The organism is Kitasatospora sp. NPDC008050, from assembly GCF_042957465.1.
Taxonomy (GTDB): Bacteria; Actinomycetota; Actinomycetes; order Streptomycetales; family Streptomycetaceae; genus Kitasatospora.
In genome coordinates, this window is record NZ_JBIBIJ010000013.1 from 190,377 (window position 1) to 211,427 (window position 21,051).

The window sequence follows — 21,051 nt, forward strand, 5'->3', positions numbered from 1 at the left end:
GCTGGGTTGCTCGCGGGGCTAATACCCCCGTGGTCGCTGGTAAAAATCCTGTCCCCGCTACGCTGGAGGTGGGCCCGGCACACTGTGCCGGGCCCACGTCGTTTCCTGGTCCGATCAGTCGGTCAATCGATCAGTCACTCAGTCGATCAGTCGCTCAGTGCAGGATGTCCAACTGGTTGGTCGCGTCGTCGACGAAGTACACCGCATCCCCGTCCAGGTCCACCGCGAGGCCGAACAGTGCACCGGCGCCGGGCGGGTTGCCGCTGGAGTCGAGTTGGCGAACCACCACCTGGTCACCGCCCGTGGTGGTCTCCACGAGGTTGCCGTCTCCGGAGTTCGCCGTGAGGATCGTGCCGCAGGGCGAGACGGCGAGCCCGAGCGGGCCGTTGAGGCTGCCACCGGAGCTGACGACCCGTCCGGTGCCCGCGTCGGTGTCACGCTTCACCGCGTCCGGGATCGCGGTGATCCGGTTGGCGAGGGTGTCGGCCACGAAGAGCGTGCCGTCCTGGCCGAGCCCGACGCCCGTGGGGCCGATGACCAGGGCGGAGGGGTCCGTCCGCTGACCGAAGCCCGAGCCGATGACCTTGGTCGCCACCCGTCGCGGCGGCTCGTCACCGTGGCGGCGCAGCGTGATCCGCAGCACGGTGCCCCGGTCCACCTCCGCGCCGCCGGCGGCGACCGTCCCGTTGAGCACGTTGGTCACGAACAGCTCGGTCCGGTCGCCGGAGCTGACCGCGGTCATGTCCCAAGGCCCGTTGATGCCGTCACCGGCGATCGTCTCGCGCACCGTGCCGTGACTGTCCAGCACCAGCAGGCAGCCGGCCTTCGCGGTGGCCGCGGTGCCGTCCGTGGTGGGCAGGCTGCCGACCACGACCCAGCCGTCCGGCAGGATCGACAGCGCCGTCGTGAGCCCGATGCCGCCGGGGCACGGCCCGGGAAGGTGCGCCGGGTCGATCTGCGCGAACAGGCTGACCGTGCCACCCGGGCTCACCTGGACCAGGGTGGTGCCGGTGCCCTGCTGGTTCTGCCCGTTGTTGAAGTTGCTGATCAGCACGCTGCCCCGGTGCAGATCACCGACGCTGCGGCGGACCACGGCCGTGCCGTAGGGGTTCTGGTCCCCGTTGGCGGGCACGGTGGAGGCCACCGTCGTGACCGTGTTCAACGGCCCGAGGAACGACCCGTCGGCGGCGGCCGAGGCCGAGGCCGAGACACCGAACAGCAGCGCGGCCACCGAGGTCAGGCCGGCCCGGAGCAGGACTCTCACCCGGGGACCCACCGCCCCATGAAGTAACTCAGAGTTATGTCTCATAGCGCCAAGTTAGGTCCGAGCCGGGCAACCTCGCGCGCCGAGTCCGCCAAAGGGAGGCCGGATCAGTTGCCCGCGGGCTTGACCTCGCCGGCGACGAAGTCGCCGATGGCCTCGAAGACCGCGCCCGGCTGCTCAACGTGGGGGAAGTGCCCGGCCTCGGCGATCGGACGGAAGGTCGCGCGGGGGAAGGAGTCGGCCAGCGCGCGCTCGTAGGCGAGGGGGGCGATGCCGTCCTGCTCGCCGGCGAGCACCAGGACCGGGACGGTGACGCGGTGCAGGCGGCCGCGCAGCTTCGGGTCGTGGCAGAACGGATCGCCGGCGTAGACGGCCAGGGTGCGCTGGTTGGCGGCGAAGGCGGCCTTCTGCTCGTCGCTGAGCGCGGCGGGGTCGAGGCGCAGGGCGGGGTTGTGGAAGGCGAGTTCGCCGGTGCGGACCGGGCCGATCTCGGCAGGGTTGGCAATGACCAGCGGGGGCTCGGGAGTGATGCCGGTGGAACCGAGCAGGACCAGGCAGGCGATCCGGTTGCGGGTGTCGCGCAGGCCCATCTCGGCGGCGATCCAGCCGCCGACCGAGTTGCCGGCCACCATCACCCCGTGCAGTCCGAGTTCGTCGAGCAGGTCGAGGTAGGAGCTGGCCAGGTCCGCGACCGTGTCGGCCTCCTCGGGCCGGGGCGTGCCGTCGAAGCCGGGGTGGGTGGGGACGACGACGTAGGCGTGCTGGGACATACCGGCGGCGAAGCCGGCCATCGAGCGCGGTCCGGCGCCGCCGTGCAGCATCAGCACGCCGGTGCCGTCCGTGTTCTCGCCGAACTCCTGGACCGTGACGCTCAGGCCGTGGCGCAGGGCGATGGTGCGGGTGGTGGGGCTGGAGGCGGTGGGGCTGGAGGCGGTCATGTGAATTGACTTCCTGCTCTTGGGAGATGGTTCTCGGTTGGCAGTTCTCGGGGCAGTACTTGGGGGCAGTTCTCGGGGCGGGGCCGGGGCGATCAGTCGGTGTCGGTGACCGGCGTGGTCGCGTAGCGGCCCATCACCTCGGTGATGTGAGGCGGGGTCATGGTGCCGCCACCGGTGATCATGTCGCGCAGGTCCCGGAAGTACTGGACGTACAGGTCCGGGGTGAAGGTGTTGATCATGACCAGCGGCTGGTCCCCCGGGTTGGCGAAGGTGTGCGGGGCGCCCGGGGGGACCATGACCAGCGTCCCGGCCGGCGCCTCGTGCAGTTCGTGGCCGACGGTGAACCGGGCGGTGCCGGAGACCACGTAGAAGCCCTCGTCGTGCTGGGCGTGGCGGTGCTGGGGCGGTCCGGCGGTGTACGGCGGGATGGTGATCTCGGCGACGCCCAGGCGGTGCGCGGTCGTACTGCCGTCCTCCAGGATGCGGATCCGGGCCTGCCCGAGGTCGATCACCTCGCCACCACTGGGCTTGGTGACGGAGACGTTTGCCGTCATGGCTACTCCTTCGTGAGAGCTGACTTTCATGACTGTAGTTCGCTGGCGCGAGTTCATGCAAGTGCCCTCTCATCATTGGGGTCAGCTTGTACAGTGAGAGCATGCAGGAGACGGAAGCGAGCACGCCCTCGGGCACGACCGGTCGCAGCACGAACGGTCGTGCCAACCAGAAGCTGCGCACCCGCGCGGCGATCGTCTCGGCCGCGGCAGAACTGATGCGCACCGGGCGCGAGGTGACCATGCCCGGGGTCGCCAGGGCCGCCCTGGTCTCCGAGGCCACCGCCTACCGCTACTTCCCCGACCTGGCCGGCCTGCTCCAGGAGGCCATGGCCGGTGAATGGCCGGCCCCGGAAGAGGCGCTCCGCGCGGTCGCCGACTCGACCGACCCCGTGCAGCGCGTCGCCGCCGCGACCGAGCACCTGATGCGCCTGGTCCTCGCCTGCCAGGGAGCCACCCGCGCCATGATCGCGGCCACCATCACCCGCCCCGCGGCAGCGGCCGGCCGCCCCGCGCTGCGCATCGGGCTCATCGACCACGCCCTCGAACCACTCGCCGCTTCACTCGGCGCCACCGACCCCGCAGCCCTGCGCCAGCTGAAGCGCGACCTGGCCGTCGTCCTGAGCGCCGAAGCCCTCTTCGTGCTGACCGACCTGCTCCGCCTCGACCCCGAGGCGGCCGTCGCCAGCGCCGTCCACACCGCCACCACTCTGACCCGCGCGGCCGTCACGCCCGTCACGCCCCTCGCAACCGTCACGGCCGTCACGGCCGTCACGCCAGGAGCGGAGTCGAGCCCATGCAGCGGGCCGCGACACATCGATGACACCGCGCTTCGCCGGATCACGGGCCACCGCACCGGAGAATCGATCAACAGCCATCGTTGATCTCGTGGAAGGAACCTCGTGGAAGGACCAGAGAAGTCCGGGGGCCTGCCCCGCCGTCTCCACCTCCTGCTCCTCGCGCTCCTGTTCGCTCTGCTGGCGGTGCCCGGGTGGGGAGTTGGCACCGCGGCCGCCACGCCCCTCTCCCGCACGACCTCGATCGCCGCTGCCCGCGGTCTGCCGCTCGGGACGGTGGTCTCTGTCGAGGGCTCGGTCACCACTCCCTCCGGAGCCTTCGAGTCGAGCTTCTTCGACAAGGGCTTCGGCCTCCAGGACAGGACCGCCGGGATCTACGTCAGCCCGCCGACCGACCCGCATGCGATCCCGTACCAGCGCGCGCGGGTCACCGGCACGCTTCAGGACCGCGCCGGACTGCTCACCATCGTGCCGGCCGATCGGTCCGGGGTGGAGCTCGGCGTCCAGGGTCATCCGGTGCGCCCGCAGCGGGTCCGCACCGGCGAGGTCGGCGAGGCCACCGAGGGGCGACTCATCAGGGTCGCCGGCACCATCACCCAAGCGCCGACCAGTGACCTCCCGTACGGCTACAAGCTCTCCGTCGACGACGGTTCGGGCGTGGTGCTGATCTTCGTCAACGTACCGACGGGCATCGACGTCTCGCGCCTGGCGCTGGGCGATGCGGTGCGTGTGACCGGCTTCAGCAGCCGGTTCGGCACCCACGACGAAATCGATCCGCGGTGGCCGCACGACATCGAGGTTGTCAGGAAGTAGCGTGCCGGGCCAGGGCGCACCGTACCCGACCAGGTCTCGATGTGCCCGGCCCGCCTGAGCGCGAGTCATCCCCCTGTGCGGTCCGGTAGATTCTGCGGGCAGCTGATCGGCACACGAAGCGGCCCCGGGCCGCGCGTTCGACACGGGGGCAGTGAGTGCGGAGCGGACACGCGCGGGACCATCGCCGGGAGGCTCTGCTGGAGTGCTGGCGGGCCATCGAGCTGTTCAGCCCGCCGACCATCCCGGCGCTGCCACGCCGGCGCCGCGCCGCACGGTCCGGTCCCGCGGACGAGTACGTCGTCGACCTGACGCCGGTTCCGGGCCAGGCGCGGCCGCGGCTGCCGTGGGAGCCGGACCATCCGGAGACCGCCGCGCGCCGTGCGCCGTACGGGAGGATGTGGCGCCACGAGGTCTACGGCGGGCTCTTCGACCTGGAGTTGCTGCGTAAGGCGATGATCGCGGTGCTGCCCGCGGGGACCGACCCCGACCCGGGGGTGCCGCAGGCGGAGCTGGAACTGTCGGGGCAGAGCGCGATGTTCGCCCTCGTCCTGGACGACGAGGGGCGGCCGATCGAGGACACCTCCGTGATCTCCGCGTGTGCGTGGGCGACGGGGCGGCTCTTCGACCCGGGTCCGTCCACTCCCGGGTGGCTGGACGGCTTCGAGGAGCTGAACGACGCGTTCGGCGCGGCGATCGGCGAGCTGACCGCCACCGCCATCCCCTACACGCGCGTCCAGGAGGCCCCCGGATCCGCGCCGGGCGCTGCCCGCCCGCACAGCGCGGAAGAGCCACCCTCCAGCACCCGGGGCTGGCAGCTGCTGCTGGCCGAGATCCTGGGCGGCGCGGCGGTGGGCGCGGTGCGGGCGCTGTTCGGCGAGGTCGCCGGTGCCGCGGTGCAGGGCGCGGCGGAACCGCTGATGCGACGCGCCGCCGACTGGGCCGCCGCCCGACGCCCCGCCCAGGACGACGCCGACGACGGCCTGCCACCCGAGAGCGCGGACGGGCCCGCGGGTACGGACAGGCCCGCGGGTACGGACAGGCCCGCAGACACGGACGGGCCCCCGGGCGGTGGGACCGGTGCCGGCCTGCGGGCGGTCGGCCTCGCCGATCTCGTCGCCCTCACCGCGCAGATCGCCGATCTGTGCGGGGTCCAGCAGCACCTGCGGCCACAGGTGATCCGGGTGCGCAGCCGGCTGGTCCACCGCCCGCCCGATCCGAAGACGAAGGTCACCGCCGCGCAGCCGTTCCTGAACAGCCTGCTTCCCCCCGACCTCGCCCGGGTGCGCGCGGCGGTCGGTCAGGGCATCGGGCCCGCGCTGGAGGCGTACCTGACCGAGCGTGATGCGGTCGAGGTGTGGGCGCGGACGGACGTGCGGCAGGACCGCGAGGTTGTCCTGGCGGGGGTCGCCCCGGAGCTGGTGCCGGCAGGTCGGTGGCCCGCACCGGCGCGGTTCCCGCTCGCGCTGAGCCAGCAGTTCGCGGTCGACCGCATGCTCGCCGACCGTGCGGAGACCGAGGGCGGCCTCTTCTCGGTCAACGGTCCGCCCGGGACGGGCAAGACCACCATGCTGCGCGACCTGGTCGCCGCCCTCGTGGTCGAACGCGCTGCGGTGCTGGCCACGTTCGAGCGGCCCGGACAGGCGTTCACCGGCCAGGCGTGGCAGGGCAGGGACCGCCAGGGCCGCCACGCGCGGTACGTGTCCCGGCTCGACCCGCGGTTGACCGGGTTCGAGATCGTGGTCACCTCCTCCAACAACGGTGCGGTGGAGAACATCACCGCCGAACTGCCCGGCCGCGACGCGCTCGACGAGCACTGGCACGGCGGACCGGACCACTTCTCCGACCTCGCCTCCGCGCTGCTCGGGGGTGCACCGGCGTGGGGGCTGGTCGCGGCCGTGCTCGGCAACAAGGCCAACCGCAGGGAGTTCGGGGAGCGGTTCTGGTGGGGCCGGCTGCCCGAGAAGGAGGCCGGCACCCGCGCCGCCGCCGGGCTGCCACCCCTGCGCGGCATGCAGGCCATCCTCGGCGACTGGATTCCACCCCGCGCTCCGGCGGCACGCGCCCGACGCCCGGTCGGCCCGGCGGACACCGCCCCGCCTGCCGGTCCGGCCGGCCCGGCCCGCCCCGTGCCGTCGTGGGCCGAGGCGGTCGCCGCGTTCCGCGCCGCGCAGGCCGAGGTCGAGCGCCTGCGTCAGCAGCGCACCCGGCTGGCCGCCGCCCTGGTGGCCGTCGAGTCACCGCAGGCCGGGCAGCGGATCGAGGCCCTGGAGGGCGCCATCCACCGGGCCGACGAGCAGGTGGGTGCCGCCGCGGCCCGGCTCGACGCGGCCGCCGCCGTCACGGCTGTCGCCCGGGCCGCCACCGCGGCGGCCGAGGCCGGTCACCGTGCGGCCGGCGAAGGCGTCCCGAGGGCTCGCCAGGAGCTGGCCACCGCCCGCGCCGACCTGTCCGTCGCCCGGGAGTTGGCCGCGCACCACCGCGCGTACGTGGCCGCGCTGACCTCCCGCCACGACGCGCCCGCGACCGCCGAACGCGGCGTGCGCGGCGGGCTGCGCCGGCTGCTGCAGAGCGCCGCCGACCGGCAGGCCGTCGAACAGCAGCGCGAGCGCTCCCAGGCCGAGATCCTGCACCTGCTCGTCCAGCAACGCACCGCCCTCGACAGCGCGATGAGCCAGGTGGCCGCCGCCGTGCGCACCGAGGCCCTGGCCGCCGACCTCGACGCCCACTCCGGCACCGCGGTCGCCGACGCCGCCACCACCCTCGCCGCCGCCCGGGAGCGCGAGCACGCCGCCCTCACCCAGGAGAGCGCGGCCGACGCCGCACTCCGGCGGGCCCGCCGCGCCGCCGAGGCGGCCCGGCGCGAACTGGACGCCGCCGTCGCCGACCTCGACGCCCGCCACCACCAGCTACGGCAGGCCGCTGCCACGCTGCCCTCCCTGCCGCTCGGCTGGCTCCACCTCGACGAAGGCGAGCAGGAACTCGGTGCGCCGTGGTCCGACGAGGCCTGGTCCACCGCGCGCAGCGACCTGTTCCTGCGCGCTCTCGACCTGCACCGCGCCCTCGTCGCCGGGGCCGCGAAGAAGGTCCGCGGCAACCTCCAGGTCCTGATGGAACTGATGGCCGGCACCAACGGCCCGGTCCCCGACGAGGAGGTCGAGCGTGCCTGGCAGACCCTCTTCCTGCTGGTGCCGGTCGTCTCCAGCACCTTCTCCTCCGTCGGCAGCATGTTCGCCCGCCTCGGTCAGGGCTCCATCGGCTGGGTCCTGGTCGACGAGGCCGGCCAGGCCACCCCACAGGCCGCCGTCGGAGCGCTGTGGCGGGCCCGCCGTGCCGTTCTCGTCGGCGACCCCCTCCAGCTCGAACCCGTCGTCACCATGCCCGGCGCCCTGCAGCGCCGGCTGCTGCGGGCCTACGGCGTCGACGAGCAGTGGCTGCCCTCGGCGACGTCCGCCCAGGCCGTCGCGGACCGGACCAACCGCTACGGCACCTACCTGCCGGCCCCCGACGGCGACGAGGAGTACGTCTGGGTCGGCTCGCCCCTGCGCGTGCACCGGCGCTGCGAGGAGCCGATGTTCACCGTCAGCAACGAGGTCGCGTACGGCGGCCTGATGGTCTACGGCACCCCGGGCAAGCCGTTCCCCGACGCCGACCGCGACGGCCTGCTGCCCAGCCGCTGGCTCAACACCGACGACCCCAACCGCCCGCCCGACGCTCCCTGGGGCGAACGTGACCGTCGCGCCTTCGAGTTCGTCCTCGACCGCCTCGACCAGCACGGCATCGACCTCGACCGGCTGCGCATCATCGCCCCGTTCCGCGCCCTCGTCGCCGAATGCCAGAAGATCTGCCGCGACCGCCCCGGCTGGACCCTCGACCTCCTCGACGAACGCTGCGCCACCGTGCACCGGGCCCAGGGCAAGGAGGCCGACGTCGTCATCCTCGTCCTCGGCGGCGGCCGACCCGGCGCCCGCGACTGGGCCGCCCGCACCCCGCACCTGCTCAACGTCGCCGCCAGCCGCGCCAAGCGCCGTCTCTACGTCATCGGCGAACGCAACCTCTGGGCCCCGCTCCCCCACTTCGACGTCCTCGCCGCCGAGGTCGAGGAGTTCGAGCACCGCCGCGACCGCGATGTCTGGCCGCCGAGGAGCGGACGGCCGGCGGCCGGAGGGCGGTGAAGCCGCCGGGCGCCACCGGCACCGGTGTTCCGTCACTGCCACCCCACAGCTGACGCACCGTCACCGAAGCGCAACTCCTGGCCAAAAAGCGGAGGTTCGGACGCGATCTCGGCGTGATCCGGTCTATGCACAGCCTCGGATCGCCCGGACAGTGGGGTGTCATGACCTCAATCAAACGCTCTGGAGCGGGGCGGTCATCGGCTGGGCATGAGCCGGCGGGCACCCTGCCAGGGGCGCAGAGCGAGGTGGCATCGATCCTGCGGGCCGCCGGGCTGACGGTCCGTCCGGTCGAACGGGCGGGCGCGGCCGATGTGGGCGCCCTGCGGCGGAGGGTTGCCGCGCGCTCCGGTCCGCTGGTCTGTGCCGGCCTGCTGGAGGCCTGGCCGGCGCGGGCCGGCTGGAACCCGGCGGACCTCGCGGAACGGCACGGCGAGCGCAGGGTGACGGCCCTGATGGACCTCCCGGCCACCCACGTGCTCTTTCCCCAGGACCAGCGGCACTACGAACGGGAGTTGGCCTTCGGCGAGTTCCTCGACCGGATGACCGCCACCGGGCCCACCGCCCCCTGCTACCTCGCCTACCAGCGCGCCGATGAGATCTTCGATCCGGCCGACTGCGACTTCGCCTCCCTGCTGCCGCCCGACGGGCACGGCACCGACACCCGGGTGTGGATCGGCTCCGCCGGGACGCGCTCCATGCTGCACTCCGACCTCAAGGACAACCTCTTCTGCCAGCTCTGGGGCGAGAAGAGCGTCATCCTGCTGTCCTGGCGCGACAGCCGGGCCGCCTACCCGTTCCCGGGCAACCTGGTGAACAGTCGGATCGACCTCGCCGAACCGGACCTGACGCGCTTCCCACGGCTGCGGAAGGCCGTCCTGCACCAGGTGCGCATGCGGCCCGGCGACCTGCTGTACATCCCGCGCGGCTGGTGGCACGACATCCGGGCCCACACCCCGTCGGTCTCGGTCAACCACTGGTTCGGCGAACCGCTGGGCCTGCCGGACTACCTGCGCCTGCTCGGCGTCCTCGGGCCCGCGTACTGGCGGGCCACCACCCGCGACTTCGTGGCGCACGGGCTGCTGCGCCGCGAGGAGTCGACCCGCTTCTTCTTCAGCCCGGCGTCCACCGGACGGCGCCTCTACGACGCGCTGCGCACCGGCGACTTCTCCCACAGCAACGATCCGAGCGCGGACGCGTGACAGCCCGCAGACACCTGACGGCGCACAGACACCTGACGGCGCACAGACACCTGACGGCGCACAACCCCCCTGACGGCGCACAGACACCTGACAGTGCAGACATCTGACAGTGCCGACACCTGACAGAGAGAAGGCGCATGCCGAACGTGCCGACACCGCCCGCAGGACCGGACCCCCGACGACCACGCCGCGTCCTGGTCACCGGCGGCGCCTCGGGGATCGGCGCCGCGATCGCGCGGCGCTTCCTGGCCGGCGGGGCCCGGGTGGCCGTGCTGGACCGGGACCGCGACGCGCTGGCGCGCTTCGCGAAGGAGGTACCGCAGGCGGGGCTGCTGCTGGCCGCGGACGTCGGGGACGAGGCCGGGCTGCGCGCGGCCTTCGCCGAGACCGACGACGCCTGGGGCGGACTGGACGTGGTCTGCAACAACGCCGGGATCAGCATCCGGAGCCCCTTCCTGGAGACCTCGCTCGCGGACTGGGAGCAGACGCTGCGGGTGAATCTCACCGGGGCCTTCCTGGTGGCCCGGGAGGCGGCCCGCCGGATGACGGCGGGCGACGGCGGCGTGATCGTCAACACCGCCTCGGTCAGCGGGATGGTGGGCATGCCCGACTATGCCGCGTACAACGTCAGCAAGGCGGGCCTGATCGAGCTGACCCGGACGATGGCGCTGGAACTGGCCCCGCGGATCCGGGTGAACGCAGTCTGCCCGGGCTACGTCCTCACCCCGATGCAGCGGGCCGAGTACACCGAGCAGCAACTCGCGGACCAGGAGCGCTCGTTGCCACTGGGCCGACTCGGCTCCCCGGAGGAGATCGCCGCCCTGGTGGCCTACTTGGCCTCGGCGGAGGCCGCGTTCGTGACCGGGCAGTCGTTCGTGATCGACGGCGGCGAGACGGCGGGCGGGCTGGCCAGCGCACCGCGGCCCACCGGCGCCGGAACGGAGCACACACCGGGGGCAGTCGGCCCTGGCCGGAACGAGGACGGGGGAGCATGACGAACGAGGTATCACCGCGCGCCGAGGACGGGAAGCGGACGTCGGCCGGACCGGCGGTCAACTCGTACACCGAGTGGGACCCGTTGCGCGAGGTCGTGGTCGGGAGTCTGCTGGGCGCGGTCTTCCCCTCCTGGCAGGAGTCGATGAAGTACACCATGCCCGAGTCCGCCTGGCCGGTTCTCCAGGAGCTCGGCGGCTCCCCGCTGCCGGAGCGCCATCTCAAGGCCGCCGAGGCCGAACTCGACGGCCTGGCCGATGTGTTGGAATCCGAAGGCGTCCGGGTGCTGCGCCCGGACGCCGCCCCGCACCAGCAGCCGTTCCGCACCCCGCACTGGGCCTCGGCCGGCGGCCTCTACGCGGCGATGCCCAGGGACCTGCTGCTGGTGGTCGGCGACGCGATCATCGAGGCGCCGATGTCCTGGCGCTGCCGCCACCACGAGGTCGATGCCTTCCGGCCGCTGATCAAGTCGTACTTCCGGCGCGGTGCCCGCTGGTTGCCGGCGCCGCGTCCGCAGCTGACACCCGAGCTGTACCAGGGCGCGGACGGCGCCGGACACTGGGCCGTCACGGAGTTCGAACCGGTCTTCGACGCCGCCGACTTCCTGCGGTTCGGCCAGGACCTGATCGTGCAACGCAGCCATGTCACCAACGAGTTCGGCATCGACTGGCTGCGCAGTGCGCTCGGCCCGGAGTTCTCCGTCTCCGTCGTGGAGACCGACGACGCCCACGCCATGCACATCGACGCCACCGTCACCGCGCTCGCCCCGGGCAAGCTGCTGGTCAACCCCGAACGCTATGTGCACAGCGAGCTGTTCGAGGGCTGGGAGATCCTGCCGGCCCCGTCGCCGACGCTGCCCGCGGACTGGCCGATGTACTTCTGCAGCCCGTGGGTGAGCATGAACGTGCTCTCCATCGATCCGCAGACGGTGGTGGTGGAACGCCAGGAGCGGCCCCTGATCGAGGCGTTGACGGCGTGGGGCTTCCGGTGCGTGCCGGTGGACTTCCGGCATGTCTACAGCTTCGGCGGCTCCTTCCACTGCGTCACGCTGGACACCGTGCGCGAGGGCGGCCCGGGCCGCTACCTGTCGGTGCCCGGCCGCTGAGCGGTGTGCGGCCGGGCGCGGTGCCCGGCCGCACAGCGGTGGTTCAGGCGGTGAACAGCACGCGCGTGTAGTCCGGCCGCAGCACCACGTTGTTGTCGTACAGGCAGTAGCGCACGGCCAGCAGCGGCACCGCCGGATCGCCCGGGTGGGCCGCCGCGCGCGCCGCGGCGAGGACCTCCTCGACGCGGGTGAAGCGGGCAGCCAGCGCGGCGCACACCTGGTAGGCGGTGCGCCCGGCCCGGTCGTCCCAGTAGCCGGGCAGGCCGATGGCCGTCAGCACCTCGCGCACACCGGGAAGCCCGGCGGCGACGACCAGCTCGACCAGGGTCCGGGCGAGTGCGTCGAGCCCCTCGGGCTCCGGCGCCGCCGTGGGGTCCAGCAGGCGTTTGACGAGCGCGGTGCCGCCGTCCGCCGCGAGCTCCGCCCGGATGGCCCGCACCTCCGCGCTCGTATCCCCCTCCTCGCTCGTCAGGCGCCCGCACCAGCCGGCCAGTTCGGCCGCCTCGGTGTGCCGGACCAGGAACGCCCGCCAGTCCAGGCGGGCCCGGTAGGCGCGGGAGAGGTAGGTCGCCTCCACGTGGGCGAAGAACTCGTCCACCGCCCGGGCGTCGCCGAGCGCCGCGACCAGCGCGGGCGGGTAGCTGAAGGTGGGGTACAGCAGATCGACGGTGTCGAGCCGCCCCTGCGGGCCGACCGAGTAGACGGCGTCGCCCGGCTCGCCGATGAGGCCCTCGCCCAGGTCGAACACCCGGGTGGCGCGGGTGACCAGCGAGTCGTCGAAGCGCTCGGCCAGGCGCAGGTCGCTGACGGTGCGCAGGGTGGCCGCGACGGTCCCGGGGGTGGCGTAGGAGTTGCCGAGGAACATGTCCAGCCGCCGCTGCGGCAACGGCAGGCCGCGCGCCCGCAGGAACGCCTGCTCCTCCTCCAGCCAGGAGACCTGGGCCAGCACCGCGTGCCGGGCCCGGTAGGGCACCCGGGTGCGCTTGAGGTTCTCGTCGTCGTACGAGCCGAACTGGTTCCAGCTGGGCTCGAAGTACGACTCCAGCAGCAGCCGGATCTCCGCGCGCTCCAGCTCCGGGTTGGGCAGCAGGTAGCAGGTCCAGTGCACCGGGCGGGCCCGGCCGCGGTTGAGCCGGCGCATCCGGGCCGCCAGCTCGAACAGCAGCTCGTTGCGCCCGATGTTGATCTCGGAGCAGACCAGCCAGATCCGGGTGACGCCCCGATCGGCCAGGAACCGGATGTCGGCCATGACGACGTCCAGGTCCCGGACCCGGTGCTGGCGGCCCTTGACCATGGGCTCGGTGCAGAAGTAGCAGCGGTAGGGGCAGCCGCGCTGGACCTCCACCGGCACGTGGACCTCCGGCCGCGGGCCCAGGACGCGTTCGCTGCCGTAGAACTCCAGCAGGTCGCGCAGGATGTCCTCGGTGTATTCGGGGCGGTCGGCCGGCGGCAGGAAGACCCGGGGGTTGACCGTGAAGCCGTCGCCGCGGCGGTGGGCGAGGTTGGCGATCCCGTCCAGGCCGTGCCCGTCCAGGCCGTGCCCGTCCAGGCCGTGCCCGTCCGGTCCGTTCCCGTCCGGTCCGTTCCCGTCCGGTCCGCCCCCGTCCGGTCCGCCCCCGGCCAGCACCTCGTCCAGGCGGGCCAGCACCTGGTCCGGCTCGCCGACCACCCCGAAGTCCGGCCGCAGCCGCTCCAGCAGGGCAACGGCCTGGCTGGTGAAGCCGAAACCGCCCACCATGATCGGACGCTCCGTCAGTTCACGCAGCATGACGATGAGTTGCTCTGTCTCATGAACCGGCCAGTAGCTGTTGCGGCGCACCGCCGGGGCACCGGGCAGATCCGTTTCGGCATAGTTCCAGATGAAGATGGAGTCCAGCTGCCGCAGGTGGATGCCGATCAGGCGGGGGTCGGTGCGCTCCAGCGCCGCGGCCAGCACCGGGCGCCACTCCCCCTTGGGCGTGTGCAACAGGTCCAGGCGGGCGGTGGTCAGGCCGTGGCGCGCGGCCAGCGCCGAGACCTGGACGAAGGCGTAGGGATAGATGGGCAGTGCCGGGTAGTTCGAGGCGCTGAGCAGCAGCAGGTCCACGCCCTGCCGCCCCGGGGTCTGCGAGGATGCGTCCGACATGATGGGGATGGTGACACACCGTCAGTTCGCCGCACCACCATGCGGATCCACCCGAGGTGTCCGGATCGTCACGTACAGCGGCATGCCCCCTTGACCGGAGCATGCACGGCGCAACAATGGAAACACGCTGCCGCCCTCTCTCCAACCCCATGGGCGGCCCCACCCGTTCGCGTTCCACGCCGCCTCGCAGTCGCCCCGTGTGCCACCTCGTGCCCAGGTCGGCCGCGCCGGCTCAGTCCCGCTGGAAGGAACGAATTCGTGATCGTCCCCGTGCTCTCGGCCGACTCGCACGTCGTCGAACCCGTGCGACTGTGGGCCGAGGGGCTGCAACGCAGCTACCGCGACCGCGCGCCCCGGGTCTCCTGGGACGCCGAGCGGCGCGGCTGGTACTTCACCTGCGACGACCTCAGGCCCGCCCTGGTCAACAGCCTCTACGCCACCGACGCCAGCCCCGAGCAGTTCGCCGACGACGCCGCGACCGTGCTGGAGGCGGCCCGCGCGGGCGGCAGCGACCCGGCCGCGCGCCTGAAGGACATGGCCCTGGACGGCGTCGCCGGCGAGGTGCTCTACCCCAGCCTGGCCCTGCACCTGTTCTGGCTGGCGGACGGCGACTTCCAGCGCGCCTGCTTCCGGGTCTACAACGACTGGCTCGCCGCCTACGTGCGCCACTCGCCCGAGCGGCTGGTCGGCCTCGGCCTGATCTCGCTGTGGGACACCGAGGAGGCGGTGCGGGAGCTGCGCCGCTGCCGCGAGCTGGGCCTGCGGGGCGCGGCCGTCTGGGCCTCCGCCCCCACCGAGCGGGACTTCGGCGGCGAGACCAACGACCCGTTCTGGCGCGAGGCCCAGGAGTTGGGCATGCCGGTGTCGATGCACTGCCTCAGCGGCTTCCGGGACAGCCCCCGGCTCTTCGACTACACCACTCCGCTGGGCCGCATCCGGCGCAACATGGCCTACCCGGAGGAGCTCCAGCACACGCTCACCGACCTGATCTTCTCCGGCGTCCTGCAGCGCTTCCCAGGGCTGCGGATCGTCATCGCGGAGAACGACATCGGCTGGATCGCCTACCACCTGCTGCACGCCGACCGCATCTACGACAAGCTCGGCCCGGCCCTGCGCACCGATCTCACCATGGCGCCCAGCGCCTACTTCCGGCGCCAGGTGCACGCCACCTTCACCGAGGACGAGGTGGGCGTGCTCAGCACCCGTCTGCTCGGCGGCGGCAACTTCCTGTGGGGCAGCGACTACCCGCACTACGAGGGCAGTTGGCCGAACTCCCGGGAGGTCCTGGACCGCTGCCTGCGCACCGCCGAGCCGCGGGCCCGACGGCAGGTGGTCGCCGACAACTGCGCCCGGCTGTACGGCTTCGACCTCACCACCCTCGCCGCCGAGACGGCCGAGTGACCCAACCGCCCACCGCAGAGGAGCCCGCATGGCGGAGCAGACCGCGAGCCCTTGGTACCGCTTCATCGACGACGACATCGAACGCAGGACCCGGACGAGCGTCGGCTTCACCAACCTGATCTCCGAGCGCCCCTACCCGCTGGACGACGAGACCCTCCGGGGTTTCGTCGACCGCAACGCCCTCATCCGCGAGTACCAGCGGATCACCCGCGACCTGTTCCTGGCCAGCGTGCGCGGCGAGGCCGATCCGGCGATCGCCGACACCCTGCTGGCCGGCCAGCCCCCGGAGCGGGACCACGCGTTCCACAAGGGCCTGACGGAGCGTCAACTCGCCCTCCCCCGGTACTTCCGCACCGACGAGCCGGCCCCCGGCCAGATCGCCGAGGTGCAGTGCCCGGCCTCCGGCTGGGAGATCGCCGACCAGGTGCACTCCCTCTACCAGGCGTTCCCCGCCGACTTCGGCATCCCGGCGCGGCAGCTCGGTGCGCCGATCGACGGCCTCGCCGCCTCGCTGCGCGCCCGCTTCGGCGACGAGCTGGTCGTGCACCACCTCAGCGGCAACGCCTCGCGGCCGCACGGCGTCCAGTACACGGTGCAGCGGCTGCGCGAGCACGGCATCCGGCACTTCGGCTTCGACCGGGTGCACTGGAAGGAGTGCGGGCTGGTGCGCGGCCACGAGTTCTACGACCTGCGCTACAACGGCTTCTTCGACCAGTGGATGGCGGCCTGCGAGCGCGGCGAGCTCCACTTCGACCACCCGCCCACCCCGCTCTACGACGCCAAGGTGACCATGGCCTGGCCGTTCTGGGAGAAGACCCGGGAGCACTACCCGGACGCGATCCGCGGGATCTTCCCGCACACCGAGATGATCACGCCCGACGGCTTCCACCTGCCCGACGGCCGCTGGATCGGCCTGGACGAGTACTGCGAGCTGGGGCAGGGCAAACGCCGCCACTACATCAAGTTCGGCCACCATCACCCGACCCTGAACTGGGGCAGCCGCGCGGTCTACCACGCGGGCAGCTTCTCCGGCGCGGCGCTTCGCGCGCTCTTCGGCCGGGTGCTGGCCGACACCGCGGCCGGCCACCTGTGGATCGCCCAGGAGGCCCGGATGCTGCCCGAACCGGCCTGCGGGATCACCCGGGACGGCGAGCCGGTGTCCTTCGACGCCTACACCAAGCTCAGCGGCTTCTACACCCCGGAGGGCCTGAGCGGCGTGCTGGCCATGCAGGAGCACGCCCACAAGGTGCACGGCTCCCCACAGACCGTGGTGAGCGTCGCGTACTGACCGCCCCAGCCGAGGGAGGACCAATGACCGAGCCGAGCCCCGCCACACCCCTGCCGGACCACCGGCAGGACGCCGGGTACTTCCGCTTCCTGGAGCGGACGGGTGTCGACTGGGACGCGTGGTGGGAGGTGCTGTGCGGGCGCGTCGCCGGCGCCATCTTCCGCGGGGCGCTGACGCCGGAGGTCTGCGAGCGCACCTGCCGCAGGTTCTGGAGCAGCCCTCTGCTCAGCAGTCCCAACACCACCCGCGGCACCGAACGCGCCGTCGGACCGCTCCTGTTGGCCTCCGACACCCTCGACGGCTACCTGACCGAGTCCGAGCGCACCCGCACCGGTCTCGCCGAGATCTGCGGCGGCCCCGGCCGCACCCTGCCCGCCCTGCTCGACGAGTGGCAGACCTACCTGGCCGACCGCGGCGTCGGGCTGCGCCTCGCCGAGCACGAGGGCCGGACGGCCGGCTCCTTCAAGATCCGCTCCCGTGCGGACAGCGAGTCCTTCGGGCTGCTGCCCCACGACGACGCCATGCACAACTGGGGGCTTCCGCACCTGCTCGACTTCGAGATCCAGGGGGTCAAGCACGTCTGCAACACACTGCTCTGCCTGGAGAACGGTCCCGGCGGCGAACTCGTCTACTGGAACGCCGCGTTCGGCCCCGAGGACCGCCGGGCGCTGGGGATGCGGCCGGACAGCTACGGCTACCCGCTGGAGGCGCTGAGCGGGGTGGAGCGGATCACGCTGCCGATCCACGCCGGGGACATGTACATGTTCGACGGCGGCAACGTGCACGCCGTCGCGGCCAGCGGGACCGCGGACGTGCACCGCACCATGGCCCTGTGGATCACCGGCCAACTCGACGACGGGACCATCCTGCAGTGGGCCTGACCGGCCACCGGCCGGAGAAACCGAGGGGGAACCGCATGACGTCCGCGACGCGGCACCGCACCGGGATCGAGGTACGACCGATCGCCGGTCACATCGGCGCCGAGATCAACGGGGTGGACCTCGCCTCGCCACTGCCGGACGCCGTCCTGGCAGCCGTGCGCGCGGCCCTGCTGCGCCACAAGGTGGTCTTCTTCCGCGGCCAGCGGCTCGGCCACGCCGAGCACGTCGCCTTCGGACGGCGCCTGGGCCTGCTGACCCGGCGTCCGGGCCGCAAGCACGGCGGGCACCCGGACGGGTACCCCGAGATCCTCACCGTCGACCCGGAGGTCGCCGACACCCGCTTCGGGCGCCGCTTCGAGGAACGGATGCGGCCCAAGGAGCTGCGTCCCGACTCCGGCTGGCACGTCGACCTGGCCGCGGCCGTCAATCCGCCGGCCATCTCGGTCCTGCGGGCCGAGACGGTCCCCCCGTACGGCGGCGACACCCAGTGGACCAACCTGGTCCGCGCCTACCACGGCCTCTCCGAGCCGCTGCGCTCGCTCGCCGACGGCCTGCGCGCCGAACACACCCTGTACGCCGCCAGCCGGCTCCTGCTCTCCGACCAGGAGGACGTGGAGGTGCTGCGCCGCCTGACCGACGACACCCTGCTCTCCGTCCACCCGGTCGTGCGCGTCCACCCCGAGACCGGCGAGCGGGCCCTGTTCGTGCCGCCCGCCTCGGTCACCCACCTGGTCGGGCTGCTGCCCTGGGAGAGCCACCAGCTGCTGGAGCTGTTCCACGGGCACATCGGCCGGCCCGAGCACACCGTCCGCTGGCGCTGGGCAGCCGGCGACGTCGCCGTCTGGGACAACCGCGCCGTCGCCCACCTGCAGCCCTCCGACCTGGACCACACCGACCACCGCCGCACCCTCTACCGGGTGACCGTCCTCGGCGAGCGCCCGGTCGGCCCGGACGGCTTCAGCTCCGAGGCCGTGCGCGGCGAACCGCTCACCGCCTACCACCACTGACCGGAGAGAGCGAGAGCACATGCCCGCCACCCGCGGGGTCTACTTCGTGGCCAACGACCGCGTGTTCGACCTGGCCACCGTGTTCCTCACCAGTTTCCGCCGCCACAACCCGGACATCGCGTTGCGCCTCATCCCCTTCGACGCCGAGCACCACCGGCTCGCCGCACTGGGCGAGCGCTACGGCTTCACCCTCTGGGCGGACCAGGAGCTGCTGAGCCGCTGCGACGAGATCAGCCTCGCCTTCCACGAGCACCCGAAAGGGCATTTCCGGAAACTTGCCGCCTGGGCCGGGGAGTTCAACGAGTTCCTCTACATCGACAGTGACACGGCCGTCCTGCGGAACATCGACTTCGTGTTCGACCGGCTCTCCGGCCATGGATTCCTGACCGCCACGTCCCATCTTCCCGGACGCGCCTGGAAGGACGGCATCGAGGAATCCGGGAAACTCACGCCGGAACAGTACGGATACCGGGCGAACACCGGATTCGTCGCCTCCCGCAAGGGCGCGCTCACCTTCGCCGGAATCACCGCCGCGCTGCCGGCGGCGCGCGAACTGGCCCCGCACATGAAACTCGGCTACGAACAACCGCTGCTGAACTACCTGATGGTGACCTCCGGCCACCGCTACACCAGCCTGCACCGGCTGCGCACCACCACCGGCGACCGGTCCATCCCGGCCGAGGTCTTCGCCTGGACGCCCGACGTCGAGGCGAAGGACGGCGGGATCGTGCATCCCGCCGTCCCCCCGACCCTGCTGGTGCACTGGACGGAACCGGTGAAACCCACCCAGCAGGACCCGCGGACCGTCCCGCTGTACGACCTGTGGTGCTACTACCGGGACCTGCACGCAGTGACGTAGAGCGACTGATCGTCGTCGCGGCGGGGCGGGAACTCCGGGTGCGCGGCAAGCAGTTCGGCCTCCTTCACCTGCTCGACCCGGCCGAACCCGGCCCGGCCGAGCGCCCAGGCGAGCAGCTCGAAGTCGAAGAGGTTGCGATGCCGGCCACGCGCCTGGAAGAGGTCGTTGACGAACTGCTGCACCGGGGCCCCGTCCAGGGAGTAGTCCGGGTAGCGGCGGCAGCGGTCGTCCTTCAACGCCCGGCCACGGTCCGCCAGATAGCCGGCGCAGACCTTGGCCAGGTCGGGGCAGGAGAGCCACAGCACCGCGTCCGCCGTGCACACCCGGTCCAGCTCACGCAGCAGCGGGATCAGCTGCCCGTGCAACTCCAGGTGCTCGACGACGTGCTGCATCACCACGACCTCGACCGAGCGGTCGCGGAACGGCAGCCGGCCGGCCGCCAGGTCCACGTCCAGCTCCGAGCCGGAGACATCGCAATTGAGCCACCCCAGAACCCGCCGACCGCCGCAGCCGAGATGCAGCCGGCGGGATTCCGGGACACCGCCGCCGAAACCCGCACGGCGCAACCGCATCCCCTTGGAGGCACGCATGCGAGCGGTGGTCCTGACCGGCCCCGGACAGTGCGAGATCGTCGAGCGGGACGAGCCGCCGGGCGGCCCCGGACAGGTCGTGGTGGACCTGAGCGTGAGCGTGATCAGCCCCGGCACCGAACGCGCCATCCTGCTGGACCTGCCGACCGCCGGCGCCCGCTACCCCGAACACCCCGGCTATCAGGGCGCCGGAACCGTACGCGGCGGATCCGCCCTCCCGGCCGGCACCCGGGTCGCCGTGCGCCGGGCCCGGCACGCCGAGGTCGCCGTCGTCCCCGAGCGCTGCGTCCGGGCGGTGTCCGAACGGGTCCCACTGGCCGACGCCGCCGTGTGGCAGCTCGCCCTCACCGCCCTGCACGGCCTGGAGAGCGGCGGGCAGCGCCCGGGCGAACCGGTGACCGTGGTCGGCGGCGGCCTGCTCGGCGTCATCACCCGCCGCCTGGCCGCGGCTAGCGGCGCGGCCCAGGTGCGGGCCATCGCCGCCTCGGCCGCCAAGGCCTGGGCCACCCGCGCCGAACCGGCCACCGTCCGCCACCAGCCCGGCGGGCCAAAGGACGGCACCCCGCTGGTGGTGGACGTCACCGACAGCGGCCCCGGCCTGGCCGTCGCCACGGCCGCCGCCGCGCCCGGCGGGCGGGTCGTCCTGCTCGGCTCACCCCGCACCGAACGCGCCGAGGTGCCGCTCCAACTGCTCCACGAGCGCGGCCTCGACCTGCGCGGGGCCCACGTCGGCGGGCTCACCGAGGCGGACGAGGACCGGCTGAGCGACCTCTTCTTCACCCTCCTGGAACAGCGCCGCTTCACCGTGCGCGACGTCCTGTCCGACTACCCGGCCCACAAGGCCCCCCCAGGTCTACCGGCGGCTCGCCACCGACCGCACCTCCGTCAGCGCCGCCCTGCGCTGGGACGCGCCCCGCCCGGCCGCCGGCCGCCGCGCCGCAGCCGCGCGCCCGCTGCGCTTCGGCCTGATCGGCTGCGGTGACATCGGCATCGAGGACGCCAAGGCCCTGGCCGCAGCCGACGAGGCCGCGGCCGTCACCGCCCGGAGCGCCGCCGCCGCGGCGGGCG

17 protein-coding genes are annotated in these 21,051 nt (G+C 72.8%); 12 read left to right on the forward strand and 5 right to left on the reverse strand.

Translation table 11 applies throughout. The features are described 5' to 3' along the window. Positions 1-154: 154 nt before the first annotated feature. From ACFZB9_RS24745 to ACFZB9_RS24755, 3 genes are all read right to left on the reverse strand, one after another. Entirely contained in the window at positions 155-1,264 is a 1,110-nt protein-coding gene (locus ACFZB9_RS24745) for a hypothetical protein (protein ID WP_391450516.1), read from the reverse strand. A 107-nt stretch (positions 1,265-1,371) separates the two neighbouring features. Then, entirely contained in the window at positions 1,372-2,202 is an 831-nt protein-coding gene (locus ACFZB9_RS24750) for an alpha/beta fold hydrolase (protein ID WP_391450518.1), read from the reverse strand. A 92-nt stretch (positions 2,203-2,294) separates the two neighbouring features. Beyond that, positions 2,295-2,756, reverse strand: coding sequence for a cupin domain-containing protein (locus tag ACFZB9_RS24755; RefSeq protein WP_391450519.1), 462 nt, complete (start codon positions 2,754-2,756; stop codon positions 2,295-2,297). A gap of 101 nt (positions 2,757-2,857) precedes the next feature. On the opposite strand from ACFZB9_RS24755, the gene ACFZB9_RS24760 reads away from it, so the two are divergent. From ACFZB9_RS24760 to ACFZB9_RS24785, 6 genes are all read left to right on the forward strand, one after another. Beyond that, a complete protein-coding gene (locus ACFZB9_RS24760; protein ID WP_391450521.1) occupies positions 2,858-3,637 on the forward strand; it encodes a TetR/AcrR family transcriptional regulator in 780 nt (259 codons plus the stop codon). A gap of 18 nt (positions 3,638-3,655) precedes the next feature. Next, complete coding sequence (locus ACFZB9_RS24765; protein ID WP_391450523.1) at positions 3,656-4,363, forward strand: hypothetical protein; 708 nt, start codon at positions 3,656-3,658, stop codon at positions 4,361-4,363. A gap of 155 nt (positions 4,364-4,518) precedes the next feature. After that, on the forward strand, positions 4,519-8,535 hold the full coding sequence (locus ACFZB9_RS24770) for an AAA domain-containing protein (protein ID WP_391450524.1): 4,017 nt from the start codon (positions 4,519-4,521) through the stop codon (positions 8,533-8,535). Positions 8,536-8,780: 245 nt separating this feature from the next. Then, positions 8,781-9,734: a cupin-like domain-containing protein gene (locus ACFZB9_RS24775; RefSeq protein ID WP_391450525.1), complete on the forward strand. Its 954-nt coding sequence runs from the start codon at positions 8,781-8,783 to the stop codon at positions 9,732-9,734. A 137-nt stretch (positions 9,735-9,871) separates the two neighbouring features. Further along, positions 9,872-10,729, forward strand: a complete 858-nt coding sequence (locus ACFZB9_RS24780; RefSeq protein WP_391450527.1) for an SDR family NAD(P)-dependent oxidoreductase — start codon at positions 9,872-9,874, stop codon at positions 10,727-10,729. Next, complete coding sequence (locus tag ACFZB9_RS24785; RefSeq protein ID WP_391450529.1) at positions 10,726-11,832, forward strand: amidinotransferase; 1,107 nt, start codon at positions 10,726-10,728, stop codon at positions 11,830-11,832. The genes ACFZB9_RS24780 and ACFZB9_RS24785 overlap by 4 nt, the downstream gene beginning before the upstream one ends. A gap of 43 nt (positions 11,833-11,875) precedes the next feature. On the opposite strand, the gene ACFZB9_RS24790 is transcribed toward ACFZB9_RS24785, so the two are convergent. Continuing rightward, entirely contained in the window at positions 11,876-13,957 is a 2,082-nt protein-coding gene (locus ACFZB9_RS24790) for a radical SAM protein (protein WP_391450530.1), read from the reverse strand. Positions 13,958-14,215: 258 nt separating this feature from the next. On the opposite strand from ACFZB9_RS24790, the gene ACFZB9_RS24795 reads away from it, so the two are divergent. The 5 genes from ACFZB9_RS24795 to ACFZB9_RS24815 are packed head-to-tail and all read left to right on the forward strand — an operon-like array spanning position 14,216 to position 19,393. After that, the gene (locus ACFZB9_RS24795; RefSeq protein WP_391450532.1) at positions 14,216-15,358 is read left to right on the forward strand and encodes an amidohydrolase family protein; all 1,143 of its coding nucleotides are present in this window, start codon (positions 14,216-14,218) and stop codon (positions 15,356-15,358) included. 28 nt (positions 15,359-15,386) lie between these two features. Further along, positions 15,387-16,646: a hypothetical protein gene (locus ACFZB9_RS24800; protein ID WP_391450534.1), complete on the forward strand. Its 1,260-nt coding sequence runs from the start codon at positions 15,387-15,389 to the stop codon at positions 16,644-16,646. A 23-nt stretch (positions 16,647-16,669) separates the two neighbouring features. After that, entirely contained in the window at positions 16,670-17,527 is an 858-nt protein-coding gene (locus ACFZB9_RS24805) for a hypothetical protein (RefSeq protein WP_391450535.1), read from the forward strand. A gap of 35 nt (positions 17,528-17,562) precedes the next feature. Then, positions 17,563-18,534 (forward strand): TauD/TfdA dioxygenase family protein, encoded by a 972-nt coding sequence (locus ACFZB9_RS24810; RefSeq protein ID WP_391450537.1) that lies wholly within the window; start codon positions 17,563-17,565, stop codon positions 18,532-18,534. A gap of 19 nt (positions 18,535-18,553) precedes the next feature. Further along, positions 18,554-19,393 carry a hypothetical protein gene (locus tag ACFZB9_RS24815; RefSeq protein ID WP_391450539.1) on the forward strand — a complete coding sequence of 280 codons (840 nt, stop codon included), beginning with the start codon at positions 18,554-18,556 and terminating at the stop codon, positions 19,391-19,393. On the opposite strand, the gene ACFZB9_RS24820 is transcribed toward ACFZB9_RS24815, so the two are convergent. Beyond that, complete coding sequence (locus tag ACFZB9_RS24820; RefSeq protein WP_391450540.1) at positions 19,366-19,983, reverse strand: methyltransferase domain-containing protein; 618 nt, start codon at positions 19,981-19,983, stop codon at positions 19,366-19,368. The two genes, ACFZB9_RS24815 and ACFZB9_RS24820, sit on opposite strands and share 28 nt — an antisense overlap. Between ACFZB9_RS24820 and ACFZB9_RS24825 the strand changes: the two genes are divergently transcribed. Next, a complete protein-coding gene (locus ACFZB9_RS24825; RefSeq protein ID WP_391450542.1) occupies positions 19,982-20,965 on the forward strand; it encodes a hypothetical protein in 984 nt (327 codons plus the stop codon). The genes ACFZB9_RS24820 and ACFZB9_RS24825 overlap by 2 nt on opposite strands. The last annotated feature ends 86 nt before the right edge of the window (positions 20,966-21,051 follow it).

Coding starts and splice junctions, on each gene's coding strand:
- ACFZB9_RS24825 (WP_391450542.1), top strand. CDS start 19,982: ATGCGAGCGGTGGTCCTGACCGGCCCCGGACAGTGCGAGATCGTCGAG.
- ACFZB9_RS24805 (WP_391450535.1), top strand. CDS start 16,670: ATGACCGAGCCGAGCCCCGCCACACCCCTGCCGGACCACCGGCAGGAC.
- ACFZB9_RS24800 (WP_391450534.1), top strand. CDS start 15,387: ATGGCGGAGCAGACCGCGAGCCCTTGGTACCGCTTCATCGACGACGAC.
- ACFZB9_RS24790 (WP_391450530.1), bottom strand. CDS start 13,957: ATGTCGGACGCATCCTCGCAGACCCCGGGGCGGCAGGGCGTGGACCTG.
- ACFZB9_RS24815 (WP_391450539.1), top strand. CDS start 18,554: ATGCCCGCCACCCGCGGGGTCTACTTCGTGGCCAACGACCGCGTGTTC.
- ACFZB9_RS24750 (WP_391450518.1), bottom strand. CDS start 2,202: ATGACCGCCTCCAGCCCCACCGCCTCCAGCCCCACCACCCGCACCATC.
- ACFZB9_RS24760 (WP_391450521.1), top strand. CDS start 2,858: ATGCAGGAGACGGAAGCGAGCACGCCCTCGGGCACGACCGGTCGCAGC.
- ACFZB9_RS24755 (WP_391450519.1), bottom strand. CDS start 2,756: ATGACGGCAAACGTCTCCGTCACCAAGCCCAGTGGTGGCGAGGTGATC.
- ACFZB9_RS24780 (WP_391450527.1), top strand. CDS start 9,872: ATGCCGAACGTGCCGACACCGCCCGCAGGACCGGACCCCCGACGACCA.
- ACFZB9_RS24820 (WP_391450540.1), bottom strand. CDS start 19,983: ATGCGTGCCTCCAAGGGGATGCGGTTGCGCCGTGCGGGTTTCGGCGGC.
- ACFZB9_RS24785 (WP_391450529.1), top strand. CDS start 10,726: ATGACGAACGAGGTATCACCGCGCGCCGAGGACGGGAAGCGGACGTCG.
- ACFZB9_RS24810 (WP_391450537.1), top strand. CDS start 17,563: ATGACGTCCGCGACGCGGCACCGCACCGGGATCGAGGTACGACCGATC.